This is a genomic window from Nonomuraea sp. NPDC046570 (genome assembly GCF_040645915.1).
GTDB lineage: Bacteria > Actinomycetota > Actinomycetes > Streptosporangiales > Streptosporangiaceae > Nonomuraea.
Genome location: NZ_JBEYZF010000017.1, coordinates 77,071 through 90,655, shown reverse-complemented (window position 1 = coordinate 90,655; position 13,585 = coordinate 77,071). Strand labels below are relative to the sequence as shown.

General features: G+C 71.8%; 15 protein-coding genes and 1 tRNA gene. 9 read left to right on the top strand and 7 right to left on the bottom strand.

What is annotated here, in order from left to right:
- Positions 1–181 precede the first annotated feature (181 nt).
- Positions 182–1,177 (top strand): DUF3616 domain-containing protein, encoded by a 996-nt coding sequence (locus tag ABZ911_RS25580; RefSeq protein ID WP_358060682.1) that lies wholly within the window; start codon positions 182–184, stop codon positions 1,175–1,177.
- On the opposite strand, the gene ABZ911_RS25575 is transcribed toward ABZ911_RS25580, so the two are convergent.
- Positions 1,167–1,826 carry a peptidyl-tRNA hydrolase gene (locus tag ABZ911_RS25575; protein WP_358060679.1) on the bottom strand — a complete coding sequence of 220 codons (660 nt, stop codon included), beginning with the start codon at positions 1,824–1,826 and terminating at the stop codon, positions 1,167–1,169. The genes ABZ911_RS25580 and ABZ911_RS25575 overlap by 11 nt on opposite strands.
- Positions 1,813–3,087, bottom strand: coding sequence for an MFS transporter (locus ABZ911_RS25570; RefSeq protein WP_358060676.1), 1,275 nt, complete (start codon positions 3,085–3,087; stop codon positions 1,813–1,815). The genes ABZ911_RS25575 and ABZ911_RS25570 overlap by 14 nt, the downstream gene beginning before the upstream one ends.
- 72 nt (positions 3,088–3,159) lie before the next feature.
- On the opposite strand from ABZ911_RS25570, the gene ABZ911_RS25565 reads away from it, so the two are divergent.
- Entirely contained in the window at positions 3,160–4,140 is a 981-nt protein-coding gene (locus ABZ911_RS25565; protein WP_358060673.1) for a helix-turn-helix domain-containing protein, read from the top strand.
- On the opposite strand, the gene ABZ911_RS25560 is transcribed toward ABZ911_RS25565, so the two are convergent.
- Positions 4,109–4,873, bottom strand: coding sequence for a class II aldolase/adducin family protein (locus tag ABZ911_RS25560; RefSeq protein ID WP_358060670.1), 765 nt, complete (start codon positions 4,871–4,873; stop codon positions 4,109–4,111). The two genes, ABZ911_RS25565 and ABZ911_RS25560, sit on opposite strands and share 32 nt — an antisense overlap.
- Before the next feature lie 57 nt (positions 4,874–4,930).
- Positions 4,931–5,410 carry a hypothetical protein gene (locus ABZ911_RS25555; protein ID WP_358060667.1) on the bottom strand — a complete coding sequence of 160 codons (480 nt, stop codon included), beginning with the start codon at positions 5,408–5,410 and terminating at the stop codon, positions 4,931–4,933.
- A 37-nt stretch (positions 5,411–5,447) separates the two neighbouring features.
- Between ABZ911_RS25555 and ABZ911_RS25550 the strand changes: the two genes are divergently transcribed.
- On the top strand, positions 5,448–6,077 hold the full coding sequence (locus ABZ911_RS25550; protein WP_358060664.1) for a TetR/AcrR family transcriptional regulator: 630 nt from the start codon (positions 5,448–5,450) through the stop codon (positions 6,075–6,077).
- Positions 6,078–6,162: 85 nt separating this feature from the next.
- On the opposite strand, the gene ABZ911_RS25545 is transcribed toward ABZ911_RS25550, so the two are convergent.
- Positions 6,163–6,235 (bottom strand) — tRNA-Ala (locus tag ABZ911_RS25545).
- Positions 6,236–6,352: 117 nt separating this feature from the next.
- Here ABZ911_RS25545 and rpmG point away from each other — a divergent pair.
- Both rpmG and ABZ911_RS25535 read left to right on the top strand, forming a co-directional pair.
- Positions 6,353–6,517, top strand: coding sequence for a 50S ribosomal protein L33 (gene rpmG / locus ABZ911_RS25540; protein ID WP_358060661.1), 165 nt, complete (start codon positions 6,353–6,355; stop codon positions 6,515–6,517).
- Positions 6,514–6,759 (top strand): type B 50S ribosomal protein L31, encoded by a 246-nt coding sequence (locus ABZ911_RS25535; RefSeq protein WP_358060658.1) that lies wholly within the window; start codon positions 6,514–6,516, stop codon positions 6,757–6,759. Before rpmG ends, ABZ911_RS25535 begins: the two co-directional genes overlap by 4 nt.
- A 41-nt stretch (positions 6,760–6,800) precedes the next feature.
- Here ABZ911_RS25535 and ABZ911_RS25530 read toward each other — a convergent pair whose 3' ends face one another.
- A complete protein-coding gene (locus ABZ911_RS25530) occupies positions 6,801–8,384 on the bottom strand; it encodes a von Willebrand factor type A domain-containing protein (RefSeq protein WP_358060655.1) in 1,584 nt (527 codons plus the stop codon).
- Positions 8,385–8,556: 172 nt separating this feature from the next.
- Here ABZ911_RS25530 and ABZ911_RS25525 point away from each other — a divergent pair, with 172 nt between their 5' ends.
- Complete coding sequence (locus ABZ911_RS25525) at positions 8,557–10,332, top strand: asparagine synthase-related protein (protein ID WP_358060652.1); 1,776 nt, start codon at positions 8,557–8,559, stop codon at positions 10,330–10,332.
- Here ABZ911_RS25525 and ABZ911_RS25520 read toward each other — a convergent pair.
- Complete coding sequence (locus ABZ911_RS25520) at positions 10,301–10,843, bottom strand: TIGR03086 family metal-binding protein (RefSeq protein WP_358060649.1); 543 nt, start codon at positions 10,841–10,843, stop codon at positions 10,301–10,303. The two genes, ABZ911_RS25525 and ABZ911_RS25520, sit on opposite strands and share 32 nt — an antisense overlap.
- On the opposite strand from ABZ911_RS25520, the gene ABZ911_RS25515 reads away from it, so the two are divergent.
- The 3 genes from ABZ911_RS25515 to ABZ911_RS25505 are packed head-to-tail and all read left to right on the top strand — an operon-like array spanning position 10,842 to position 13,582.
- Complete coding sequence (locus ABZ911_RS25515; RefSeq protein WP_358060646.1) at positions 10,842–11,672, top strand: helix-turn-helix domain-containing protein; 831 nt, start codon at positions 10,842–10,844, stop codon at positions 11,670–11,672. The genes ABZ911_RS25520 and ABZ911_RS25515 overlap by 2 nt on opposite strands.
- 44 nt (positions 11,673–11,716) lie before the next feature.
- Positions 11,717–12,772 (top strand): phosphotransferase, encoded by a 1,056-nt coding sequence (locus ABZ911_RS25510; protein WP_358060644.1) that lies wholly within the window; start codon positions 11,717–11,719, stop codon positions 12,770–12,772.
- A gap of 36 nt (positions 12,773–12,808) precedes the next feature.
- On the top strand, positions 12,809–13,582 hold the full coding sequence (locus ABZ911_RS25505; protein WP_358060641.1) for a YndJ family protein: 774 nt from the start codon (positions 12,809–12,811) through the stop codon (positions 13,580–13,582).
- The last annotated feature ends 3 nt before the right edge of the window (positions 13,583–13,585 follow it).

Genomic DNA, 13,585 nt, shown 5'->3' with positions numbered 1-13,585 from the left:
TGCGGGAGCGCTTGACGGGAGAAGCAGTGACCTTCGGCCGCCCAGTCGCGGTCTTCTCTTGCGTAGGGACCGCGGTCCCACGGGAACCCACGGTCCCAGCCTCCCCATCGAGCACGATCGGGAGCGTACGACATATCGCGCCAATCCGTGTACGAACCTGGCGAAGTGGAATGATGGCTGGGTGAACCAACAGGTTGAGCTCCGCTTCGACCACCTCGCCAGGCAGGCGCGTACCCACACGAACCTGTCCGCTCTGCGGCGCGAGGGCGACGGCCTCTGGGTCGCCGGCGACGAGACGGCCACCGTCGAGTACCTCACCTGGAACGGCGAGCGCTACGACCACCAGCGCAGCTTCCGCCTCGCCGACTACGTCGACCTGCCCGCCGGCCCCGACGAGGAGGCCGACATCGAGGGGCTGGCCCGCTCCGGCGGCTACCTGTGGCTGGTCGGCTCGCACAGCCTCAAACGCAAGCGGGTCAAATCCCCCGACCCGAACAAGGCCCGCCGCCGCCTGTCCACGGTGCTGCGCGAGGAGAACCGCTTCATCCTGGTACGGCTCCCGCTCGACCCGGCGACCAACGCCCCCGCCAGGACGGTGGACGGGCGCACCGCGGCCATCCTGAGCGGCCCCGGACGCAACGTGGCCGACCTGGTGGCCGAGGATCCGCACCTGGCGCCGTTCCTCGCGCTGCCGGGCAAGGACAACGGGTTCGACCTCGAGGGCATCGCCATGGTGGGCGATCGGATCTTCCTCGGGTTGCGCGGGCCGGTGCTGCGGGGGTGGGCGGTGGTGCTGGAGATCACGACGGAGACCGATCCGAGGGATCCGCACCGGTTGCGGGTCGCGGCGCCGTACCAGACGAACTTCCTCGATCTGGACGGGCTGGGGGTGCGGGACCTGTGTCCGGACGGGGAGGACCTGCTGCTGCTCGCCGGGCCGACCATGCATCTGGACGGGCCCGTGCGGGTGGTGCGCTGGCGGGCGCCCGGCAGCCGCTCGGTGGTGCCGGCCGTGGAGCTGGAGCCGGTGACGGACCTGCCGTTCGGGGCGGGGTGCGACCATCCGGAGGGGCTGGCGGTGCTGGAGGACGGGCGGCTCATGGTCGTCTACGACAGCCCCGGGCCGCACCGGCTCACCCCGGAGGGCGGGGTCTACGCCGACGTCATCACGATCTGACCGCCCGGCCGCGCAGCCAGGGCGCGTCGGCCACCAGCGTGCACGAGCCCGGCGCGATCTCGGTGAACCCGGCGTCGCGGACCACCGGCATCCCGGCGTCCACCAGTTCCCTGAACCGGTGGGCTTCGGCGATGCGCACGGCCACCCGCAGACCGGCCGCCCGCCAGCTCTCCCGCGCGCTCGGGGAGCTGGCCCACCAGGCGAGCTGCGCCGCGTGCCCGGCCTGGGCCATCGCCTTGCCCGCCGACATGGTCAGCTCGGGGTTGAGCCACAGGATCGGCGGCTCGGCGGGCGGCGGCTCGTGCGCGTCGACGAGCTCCGTCCCCGACACCTGCAGCCTCGACAGGTCCTTCGGCCAGTCGTCAAGCGGAACAGGCGGATGCACCCGCACCTCCGCGCCACCGTGCTCGAGGGTACGGCCCGGCAGGGCCAGCACCCGCCGCCACTCCGCGCCGCGCGCCCGGCGCACCACCTTGCGGATCTTCCCCGTCGACTCCCACACGCCGACCTCCTCGGCCCACTCCCCCGGGTCGTCGAGGAGGCTGAGGACGGCCATCGCGGCCGCCTCCAGGGCGTCGGTGCGCTCGGGGGGCGTCGCCCGTTCGATCCGCACGACCAGGGGGAGGACCCGCAGCTCAGACTCGTTCACGCTGTCCAGCATGCCGGATGGCCAGGGACATGCCCGCCGCCAGCAGACACAGGACGCCCGCGCCGTACCAGGCCAGGTCGTATCCGCCCAGGTGGTCGCGGGTGAGCCCGGCGGCGACCGCGGCGATCGCGGCGCCGACCTGGTGGGAGCCGAAGACCCAGCCGAACACGACCGCCCCGTCCGCGCCGTAGACGCGGCGGCAGAGCGCGACCGTCGGTGGCACGGTCGCGACCCAGTCGAGCCCGTAGAAGATGATGAAGATCAGCATGCTCGGCTCGGCGTCGGCCGTGAACAGGCTCGGCAGCACCATCAGGCTCAGTCCGCGCAGCACGTAGTAGACGACGAGCAGGATCTTCGGGTCGATCCGGTCGCTGAGCCAGCCGGACAGGACGGTGCCGGCGATGTCGAAGATCCCGATGAGCGCGAGCAGCCACGCCGCGGTGGCCTGCGGCATGCCGTGGTCGTGGGCGGCGGGGATGAAGTGGGTGCCGACCAGACCGTTCGTGCTGGCCCCGCAGATCGCGAAGCCGCCCGCGAGGAACCAGAAGGGGCGCGTCCCGGCCGCGCTCCTGAGCACCGTGAGCGCCCTGACCGCCGCGTTCTCGGCGGGCGGCCTGATACGGCTGACGCGGCCCGGCTCGGCGCCGAGCGCGGTGGTGCCGACGTCTTCGGGGTGGTCGCGCAGCAGCCACCACACCAGCGGCACGACGACCAGCGCGGCCCCGCTGACCGTGAGGGAGGCGGCCCGCCAGCCGGGCCCTTCGGCCAGCCAGGCCAGCACGGGCAGGAAGACGAGCTGCCCGGTGGCTCCGGCCGCGGTGAGCAGGCCGGTCACGATGCCGCGATGCCGGACGAACCAGCGGTCGGTGACCGTGGCCACGAACACCAGCGCCATCGACCCGGTGCCCAGGCCCACCAGCACGCCCCAGCACAGCACGAGCTGCCAGCTCGCGCCCATGAAGACGGTCAGGCCGCTGCCCACGGCGACCAGCAGCAGGGCGAAGGAAACGACGCGGCGCATGCCGAAGCGGTCCATGAGGGCGGCCGCGAAGGGGGCGGTCAGGCCGTACAGGACGAGGTTGACCGAGACGGCCAGCGAGATGGTGCCGCGGGTCCAGCCGAACTCCTGCTCCAGCGGGGTGATCAGGACGGCGGGGGTGGCGCGGAATCCGGCGGCGCCGAGAATTGCCACGAAGGCGACGGCGGCGACCAGCCAGGCTCGGTGCAGCCTGCGGCGGCGGTCGGTGGTCTGGGCGGTCATGGAGGAAATCATCCGGTTTCCGGATCTGCCTCCGCGAGCGGCCGGTTAGCCAATATCTGCAAGAATCCGGCCATGCACCGGATCGCGGTCCTTGTCCTCGACGACTTCGCCACGCTCGACCTCGGGGTGCCGGGTCAGGTGTTCCGGGTGGCCGAGTCCGGCGGGGAGCGGCTGTACAGCGTGCGGACCTGCTCGCCCGGCGGGCTGCCGGTGCGCTCGTCGGCGGGCTACAGCGTGCTGCCCGACCACGGCCTGGAGCTGCTGGACAGCGCCGACACGGTGATCGTGCCCGGCATCCACAGCGGGCCGCCGTTCACCGAGGGCACGCTGGCCGCGCCGGTACGCGACGCGCTGCGCGAGGCCGCCGGGCACGCCAGGATCGTGTCCATCTGCACCGGCGCGTTCGTGCTGGCCGCCGCCGGGCTGCTGGACGGCCGCCCGGCCACCACCCACTGGCGCAACTGCGCCCGTTTCGCGGCGCTGTACCCCAAGGTCCGGCTCGACCCCGACGTCCTGTTCGTCGACGACGGCGACCTGCTCACCTCGGCCGGCGTGGCGGCGGGCCTCGACCTGTGCCTGCACCTGGTACGGCGCGACCACGGCAGCGCGGTGGCCAACAGCACCGCCAGACGGTGCGTGATGCCGCCGTGGCGGGAGGGCGGCCAGGCGCAGTACATCGAGCGACCCGTCCCCGGCTCGCCGGAGTCGAGCACGGCGGCGACCCGGTCGTGGATGCTGGAGCGCCTGGGCGAGCCGCTGGACCTGGCCGCCCTGGCCGGGCACGCCAGGATGAGCGTGCGCACCTTCACCAGGCGCTTTCGCGAGGAGACCGGGCTGAGCCCGGCGCAGTGGCTGATCGGGCAGCGCGTGGAGCACGCCCGTCACCTACTGGAGACCACCGACCTGGGGGTGGAGCAGGTGGCGAGGGGCGCGGGATTCGGCAGCGCCGTCTCCCTCAGGCAACACCTGCACGCCGCCGTCGGCGTCACGCCCCTGGCCTACCGCCAGACGTTCCGGGTGCTCAGCCGAACAGGTCGGGCTGCTCGCGGATGATCTGGTCGTGCAGCGGCTGGTAGTTGATCCAGCCGACCAGGTCGTTGCCGATCTGCTGGTGGGTGAGCACGGCGTTGTCGTGCTCGATCGGCACCACCTGGCCCGCCGCCTTCGCCAGCAGCTGGACCTGGGCCGAGCGCTCCATGGTGATGAACCACCAGGCCGCCGCGTCCACCGTGGTGCCCACCGTGAGCAGGCCGTGGTTGCGCAGCACGACGGCCTTGCGCTCGCCCAGCGCGGCGGCGATGCGCTTGCCCTCCTCCAGGTCGGTCACCACGCCGGTGTAGTCGTCGAACAGCGCGTTGTCCTGGTAGAAGGCGCAGGCGTCCTGGGTGATCGGCTCGATGACGTGGCCGAGCGCGGACAGCGCGCGCCCGTGCACCGAGTGGCTGTGCGCGGCGGCGACGACGTCGGGCCTGGCCTGGTGCACCTGGGAGTGGATGGCGAAGGCGGCCTCGTTGACGTGGTAGCGGCCCTCGACGACCTGGCCCTGGTGGTTGACGAGGATGAGGTCGCCGACCGTGACGTGCTTGAACGACATGCCGAACGGGTTGACCCAGAAGTGGTCGGTCCGCTCGGGGTCGCGGGCGGTGATGTGCCCGGCGACGCCCTCCTCGAAGCCGAACTTGCCGAAGATCCGCAGCGCGGCGGTGAGCCGCTCCTTGCGGTGCTGCCGTTCCTCCTCCACCGTCTCGAACGTCGGCGGCAGGCGGAAGATCAGGTTCTCGGGCATCGCGGACACTCCACGGAGATCGGGTACTGAAACTTAGTTCCAGTAGACCAGGCTCCGTCAACGACCGCGATCCCGCGCGTACGGCACGCCGGCCGCCCGCCCGCGCACCCCGATGACCATCGCCTCGCCCAGCAGCCCCACCCCGATCGACAGCGGGATCGGCCTGGCCTCGGCGTGCAGGCCGAACCTGACCCCCAGCAGCCCCACCCCGAATCCGGCGGCGAGCGACAGCGCCCAGACGGCGAGCGTGCGCCAGGTGTAGCGCTGCCAGAGCGCGCCGTCGCGCTCGAACAGCACGGTCGTCGAGGCCCTGACCGCGCCGAACACGACGCCGACCAGGGAACCGGCGACGATCCAGAACAGGTCCGTCCCGGTGAGGGAGACCTCGGTGAGGGCGCGCACGCCGAGCGCGAGCATGATCACCGGGGGCACGAAGACGTCCTTCGCGTTGAGCGGCTCACCGACCATGCGCCTGACCACGACGTACACCACGAGCCCCGCGACGATCACCGGCCACCAGTTATTTAGCACGTCCATGCCAAATAAATTAGCAGGGGCGTGCTATAAAGACAACGTGCCGAAAGTCGTGGATCCCGAAGCCCGCCGTGACGCCGTCGTCGAGGCGGTGTTCGCCGTCGTCCGGCGGGACGGGCTGGAGCAGGCGTCCCTGCGCAACGTGGCCGAGGAGGCCGGGCTGGCGATCGGCTCGATCCGCCACTACTTCGCCGGGCACACCGAGCTGATGGTCTTCGCGATGCGCGCGATGAGCGAGCGGCTGACGCGGCGACTGGAACAGCGGGCCGAGCCGCTCCTGTCCGACCCGCCTCCCGCGAACCGCCAGGAGGCGACGCTGCTGTTGCTGGCCGAACTGCTTCCGCTCGACGAGCCGCGGCGCGAGGAGGCGACGGTCTGGCTGGCCTTCGCGACGGCCGCCCGCACCCGCCCCGAGCTCCGTCCGCACGCGGCCGAGGTGCACGATGGGATGCGCAGACTGGTCACCCGCGTATTCGACGGCGGCCACCGCCTCGGGCGGCTACCCGCCGGAACCGATGTGGCCCTGGAGGTCGAGCGCCTGTGCGCCCTGCTCGACGGCCTGACCGTAGAGGCGATCCTCCACCCGGACCGGATAGACGACACCACGCTACTCCGCGTACTCCGCCGCCACCTGGAGAGCCTCACCGCTTGCGCGCCACCGATCCCGTAGCGGAGGAGGCTCCCGGGCGCCCCGAAACACCCGCACAACGGCGAAGATCCCGCGCGATCATGGTGATCGAACGGGATCTCAGATGTGGAGCTAAGGAGACTCGAACTCCTGACCCCCTCCATGCCATGGAGGTGCGCTACCAACTGCGCTATAGCCCCGCCGCGCCCCATCGGGCACCACGCCAGTGTATCGGACTTCGGAGGCCGGCGCGTACGGGAATGAATCGTGCCGCGCCCGAGTTGGGATGAAAACCATTTCCGACCGAGGAGGCGTGTGTGGCCAGGAACGATCTGCGGCCCGTGGTGAAGCTGCGGTCCACCGCGGGGACCGGATACACGTACGTGACCACCAAGAGCCGACGCAACGACCCGGATCGGATGTCGCTGCGCAAGTACGACCCGGCCGTCCGCCGGCACGTGGAGTTCAGGGAGGAACGATGAGGAAGAGTCTGCACCCCGAGTACCGTCCGGTCGTCTTCAGGGACCCGAGCGCGGACTACGCGTTCCTGACCCGCTCGACCAGGACCGGCGACCGGACGATCGAGTGGACCGACGGCCGGGTCTACCCCGTCGTCGATGTCGACGTCTCGTCCGCGAGCCACCCCTTCTACACCGGCCGGGGCCGGATCGTGGACACCGAGGGCCGGGTGGAGCGGTTCAACCAGCGGTACGGCAGGCGCTGACCGCCCGCCGGGCCTCCGCGGGAGCGGCGGCCCGGCGCGGTTCAGGCGGCTGAGCGGGCCTTGCCGATCAGGTCGGCCAGTTCGGAGACCATCGGGTCCTCGGTCGTCTTGGCCAGCCGGGCGGCGTGCTCGCCCAGCGACCCCAGGTCGAGCCCGAACGCCTCCCTGTCGCGCAGGTGCAGGGCGAACCCGGCCGCCACCACGTCGACCTGGAGCCGCGGCGGCGCCTTGGACCACAGCGCCCCGGCCAGGTCGCCGGCGCCGACGCTCCCGCTGGCCTCGGCGGGCTGCCTGGTGTCGGGGTCCTGCCAGCGCACGGTCGCCGAGGCGAGCTGCCCTGAGGCGCCGGGGCGTAGCCGTACCGAGTAGAGGGCGGTGACGGAGTGGCCGGGGCCGACCTCGCCGCCGTCGCGGGTGTCGTCGCGGAAGTCCTCGGTGGCCAGCGCCCTGTTCTCGTAGCCGAGCAGCCGGTAGGACTCCACGACCTGCGGGTTGAAGACGACCTGGGCCTTGGCGTCGCGGGCGCGCAGCTCGATGGTGGCGGGGAGCTGGTCGACGAACACCTTCTTGGCCTCGTCGGTGGTGCTGACGTACACGGCCGCGCCGTCGCCGTTGTCGGCGAGCTGCTCCATCAGCTCGTCGCCGTAGTCCCTGCCCACGCCCACCGACAGCAGCGCGATCTGCCGTCCGGCGTGCTCCTTGACCCGGTCGAGGATGGTCTGCCACTGGGTGTTGCCGGTGTTGGCGAGGCCGTCGGACAGCAGGACGACCCGATTCGTCGCGGCGGGCCGGAACGCGCGGGCCGCCTCCTGGTATCCGGTGAGCAGGCCGTCCTCCAGGTTGGTGGAGCCTTCGACGGCCAGTTCGTCGATCGCGCCGTGCAACTCGCCGCGGGCGGTCAGCGGAGTCATCGAGGCGCGCAGCGTGGCGGTGTCGCTGAAGGAGACGATCGACACCCGGTCGCCCGGGGCGAGCTGGTCGACGAGGGTGTGCAGCGACTCCTTCACCAGGTCGAGCCTGCCCGGCTCGGCCATCGAGCCGGACACGTCCACGACGAACGTGAGGTTGGCGGGGCGGCGCGCGGCGACGTCGGCGGCCCTGGTCTGCAGCCCGACCCGCAGTACGGCGGTGTCGTCGGCGGGCATCCTGGCGCCGTCGACGTGCACGGTGAACCCGTCGTCGGACGGCTGCGCGTAGTCCTGCCGGAAGGAGTTGACGAACTCCTCGGGACGCACGGCGGCCGGTTCGGGCCATCGCCCTTCACCGAGGGTACGGCGGGCGTAGCCGTAGGAGGCGGTGTCCACGTCGAGGGCGAACGTGGAGATCTGCTCGGCCGCGACGTCCTTCTCCTTCGCGGCCTCCGACTTCGCGGTGTCCGACTTCTGGGTGTCCTTCGCGGTGTCCGACTTCTGGGAGTTCTTCGCGCTGTCCGAGTTCCGGGAGTCCTCGGCAGCGGCTGTCGCCGCAGGCTTCTGCGCGTCTGGCCGCTGTTTCGTCCCCGACCCCGTCTCGCCCGCGCCGCTCTCCCCCGGGGCGACCGCCGCCGGGGCGCGGTCGGTCGCGCCCGACTCCGACCCACCGGGACCTCCACAGGCGGACAGGACAACAAGCGCGACCAACGCCACTAAGACCACTAAAGGGCGAAATTTCATGTCAACCACCTCCATGGCGTACGACGGCGCGCGGGAAGTCGTCGGCCGGGCCCTTGACGCAAGCGACTGCAAACCGTGTTCGCGACGTGATCGGATGTCATGAACCAGATGAATCGGTTGTCGGGAACCTCCCGATCCGGTAGGCATGGGTGCCGTGCGTGTCTATCTGGGCCTGGCCGCCAAGCGGCGGGACATCCCCGACTCCGTCCTGACCACCGTGCGAGCCTCCATCGAGAGTGCCTTCCCCGTCCCCGCTGAGGTGATCAGGGGGCGCGAGTGGCACGGCGCGGGCGTGTCGCTGTTCGGCTGGAGCAACGAGCCCGACGACTCGCGCAGCCCCGGCCTGCTCGACGGGACGGGCGGGCGGGTGCTCGGCGTCAACGGCCACCTCGCCGACCCTGCCGACGCGGCCAGGCTGCCGGACGACTCGGTCGGCGGCTGCTTCTCCGCCTGGCTGGCCCGCGACGGCGAGCTGAGCGCGTCCACCGCGATCAACCGGGTCTGCCCGGTCTTCTACGCCGAGACGCCCGACCTGCACATCGTCGGCAGCCGGGCGCTGCTGGTGCATCTGGCGGCGCAGCGCTCCGACCGGATCGAGTACGACGTGGCAGCCCTTCAGACGATGGTCAGGCAGGGCTTCTTCCTGTCCGACGAGACCCCTTACCTGGGGGTGTCGGCGCTGCGGCCGTCCTCGACGATCAGCATCAGGGGCGGCGCCCGTACCATCGCCGAGAGGCCGTTGCCGGAAGCGGGGGCGGCGCCCGCCGGGGCGCGGCAGAAGAAGGCCGCGATCGACGAGCTGGCCGAGGCGCTGCTGGCCACCGTGGCGCCGCTGCGCGGGCTGGACCAGCCGGTGAACCTGGCGCTGACCGGCGGGCGGGACACCCGGATCCTGGCCTCGCTGCTGCACGCGGCGCGGGTGCCGTTCCGGGTGACGACCAACGGGCTGGACACCCACCCCGACGTGATCCTGGCCCGGCGGATCGCCGCCGCGCTCAAGGTGGAGCACACGGTCATCGCGCCCGCGCAGACGGCTCAGAAGGACGCGGTGCTGGTCGAGCACCCGCTGGCCAGGGCGTACGAGACGATCCGCACCTGTGAGGGGATGACCTCGGCCTACGAGTCGATCGTGGGTTACCTGCCGTACTCCACCAAGCCCACCATGTCGGGGCAGAGCGGTGAGACGCTGCGGGCGGGCAGCCTCAACCTGCTGCAGACCGACCTGAGCGACAAGGCGCTGCTGCGGCGGATCACGAACACCTTCTGCAAGGACGAGAAGCTGTTCACCGCCGAGGCGAACGAGCACGCCCGCGAGCTGGCCAGGCCGTGGCAGGAGCGGGCCGACCGGCTGGAGGCGCTGGACCACATCTACATCTGGTACAAGGTCGGCAGGTGGCAGGCGAGCGCCCGAGCGGGGTCGCTGCGCAGGGGCGACCCGGTGCGCCCGTTCCTGGACAACCGGGTCGCACGGGCCGCGCTGAGCCTGGACCAGGGCTGGCGCCTCTCCGAAGAGGTGATTTATGCCCTTATTTTGAGATTTGCGCCTGAGTTGAAGAACGTGCCCATCGAGGGGAAGGCGTGGCGGTTCGCCGAGGGGATGAGCAAGCGGTTCCCCTGGTCGCACGTGCCGCCGCCGCACATGCCGACGGTCAAGACCGGTGGCGGCTGGAGCTGGCGGACCAGTCCGGGCGAGGCGCTGACCTCGGTGCTGCGCGAGCAGGTGCTGGGCACGCTGGACGCGCTCACCCCGATCGTCAACCCCGACGAGGTGCGCGCGCTGTTCGCCGACCCGGTGGTGAAGAAGCCCGGCCAGGCGTGGCACCTGTACACGGTGAGCACGCTGCTGACCGGCCTCTACCCGGGCAAGGCGCCCGAAGGGCTGGCGGAGATCACGGTGTCCAGGCCGGATCCCGGCCGCTGAGGCCGAGCATCCGGTCCAGCGCGGGCGCGTCGTCCGGCACCGGGACCGGCTCGCCGTACACGCCCTGCTGCCGGGCCATCGGCCCCATCCGCTCGATGAAGCCGATCAGCAGCTCCACCGCCTCGGAGTCGGTCTCGTACGGCCGGCCGGTCGCCTTGGCCAGGTCCCAGCCGTGCGTCACCAGGTCGCCCAGGCACATCGTGGCGAGGGTGGTCATCGGCAGGCCGAGACCGGCGCTGACGCCCTCCCACGCCTCCGGCTTGGACCAGGCGTCGAGCATCCGCTCCACGCGCCGCGGAAGGTCGCCCTGGTACTCCTGCTGGGCCGGCATCCCCTCCTTGCGGGCCGCGGACTCCATCATCGCGGCCACATACTCCAGGTGCGCGATCAGGGCCTTGACGTCGAACTCGGCGCAGGGCGTGCGCAGGGCCAGCTCGTCCGGCCGCAGGCTGCCGACCAGGGCGAGGGTGCGTTCGGCCGCGCGGGTCATCAGCGGCATCATGTCAGTCATGGTCTCCACCATGCCCGGCGAAGGCCCCCGCCGTCTTGTAGAAACGCGCCAGCGCGGCTGGTTAGATCCGCGGGCAGCGGTGGCGCACTTCGACTACCGGCCGCTGACGTGCGTGCCCGAGCTGGAGCCGTTCGTGGGTCACTTCTGGGTCATCACCTGGGATCTGGCGCGGCCGTACACCCAGCAGCTCGTCTCGCATCCGGCGGTCAATCTCACGATCACCGAGGATTTCGCCAGGGTCGCCGGGGTGGTCAGGGGTGGGTTCGCGCAGACGCTGGCCGGGCGTGGCCGGGTGATCGGCGTGCACTTCCGGCCTGGCGGCTTCCGGCCGTTCCTGAGCGGCTCGGTCTCCGCACTGACCGACCGTTTCATACCGATCTCCGACATGTACGGCGACGCGGGAGCCGCGCTGGTCCGCGACGTGCTCGGCACCGAGGACGCCGAGGCGGCGCTGTCCCTGATCGAGCGCTTCCTGCTGGGCCTCGGCCCGATCCCCGACCCGGTGGTCGACGAGGTGGCCGCGCTGGTCGACAGGATCGACACCGACATGTCGCTGACCCGGGTGGACCAGGTCGCCGCGCTGGCGGGGATGTCGATGCGGTCCCTGCAGCGGCTCTTCCACGACTACGTCGGCGTCGGCCCCAAGTGGGTGATCCGCCGCTGCCGCCTGCACGAGGCCGCCGCCCGCGCCTCCGAGGACGACCCGCCGGACCTGGCCCGGCTGGCGGCCGAGCTCGGCTACACCGACCAGGCGCACCTCACCAGGGACTTCACCGCCGCGGTCGGCCGTCCACCGGCCGCCTACGCCCGGGACTCGCGCCCTGGGTAGGGGGTACTCAGGCGTCCCGGCTCGTCCGCGTCCATCCTGATTGCATGGACGACCTCTCCGGCCTCGTCAGGAGGACGACCGGCTCCCGCCTCCGCGAGTGGTGGGTGGAGCCCGTCGAGCACGCCATCCGCACCCCTTCCACGGCGGGCCTGCGCCGGGTGCGGGGCACCACCGCGGATGGCGGGGAGTGGTCGTTCTTCGTCAAGACCCTGCAGTCGGTACGCCACTGGGCCGACCTGGCGATCGTGCCGGAGCCGTACCGGGAGGACTTCGTCGCGGGCTACCCGTGGCGGGCCGAGGCCGACCTGTACCTGGCGGACCTGCCGCTGCCCGAAGGGCTGCGGATGCCGCGCCTGTACCTGGTGGACGAGCTCGGCGACGACCGCGTGGACCTGTGGCTGGAGGATGTCAGGACCGCCGAGGCCGGCTGGGACCTGGACCGCTACCGGGACGCGGCCCGTCTGCTCGGCCGGTTGGCGGCGCTGCGCCCGAGTCCGCGGCCCGGGCTGACGCTGCGCATGTTCGTGGCCAGCAGGGTGGTGATGGGCGCGCTGCCGTTCCTGCAGGCCCCGGCGACCTGGAGGCACCCGCTGGTCGCCGAGCACGCCGACCCGCGCCTGCGCGGCGATCTGGACCGGCTGGCGGACCGGATCGACGAGTTGCTGGACGCCGTCGAACGGCTGCCGCAGACGTTCGCGCACGGCGACGCCTGCCCGCAGAACCTGCTCGTGCCCGCCGACGGTCCGGCCGCGCTGGTCGCCATCGACTGGGCCTGGGCCGACCCGGTGCCCGTGGGCTTCGACCTGGGTCAGCTTCTGGTCGGGCTGGCGCACGAGGGGCTGACCGAGCCGTCCGAGCTGCCGCTGATCCACGCGGCGATCGAGCCCGCCTACCTGGCGGGGCTGCGCGTGGAGGGGTACTCCTGCGATCCCGCCGCGCTGCGGCTCGGTTACGTCGCCACGCTGGTGCTGCGCAGCGCGTTCACCGCGGTGCCGACCGAGTTGCTGGAGCTGGAGCCGACGCCGGAGCTGAAGGAGCTGTTCCGCAGGCGGGTGGGGCTGGCCCGGTTCCTGGCCGACCTCCTGAACACGTTCAAGTAGGTGTAGGTTCTCCTTGAACGCGTTCAAGGAGGCGGCGTGTCCCCCCTCGTCGGTGTGATCGTGACGCTCGGCATGCTGGTCGTGCTGCCGCTCGGCCTGGAGCTCATCGAGCCGGGGCGACGCCCGGTGATCCTGGCGGGCGCGGTGCCGGGGGCGGTCTCGCTCTGGCTCGAACCGGGCCACCCCGTGACGGTCTGGCTGGCCGGTGTGTATCTGCTGGCCACGCTGGTGCTGGCCGGCCGGATATTGCCCCGGCTGCGACGGCTGAACGTGGTGGAGTTCGCCGCCTGCACCGCGCTGGCGACCCCCGCGATCGCAGCCGTGGCGCTGCTGGCGGAGCGGGCCGCGATTCCGCTGTTCGGGTACTCGGGGCAGATGCTCGCGCTCACCGTCGCGCACTTCCACTTCGCCGGGTTCGCCGCCGCGCTCGTCGCCGGGCTGGTGAGCAGGCTGACCGGGGACGTCTTCGCGGCGCTGGCCGTACCCGGGGGCACGCTGCTGGTGCTGGCGGGCTACTTCGCCGGCGACTACGCCGAGCTGGCCGGTTCGGTCGTGCTGACCACCGGGATGTGGCGGGTCGCGTGGCTGTCGCTGCGGCAGGTGAAGGGCGAGCGGGTGCTGATCGGCGTATCCGGCGTGATGCTCGTGGCGACCATGGCGCTGGCGCTGAGCTGGGCGCTCGGCCAGGCCACCGGGCTGCCGCACCCGACGCTCGGCGTGATGATCGCCACGCACGGCGTGGGCAACGCGTTCGGCTTCGCCCTGTGCTCGATCGCCGCCTGGCGCCGCCTGCGGCCCCAGCCCCTCTGAGAG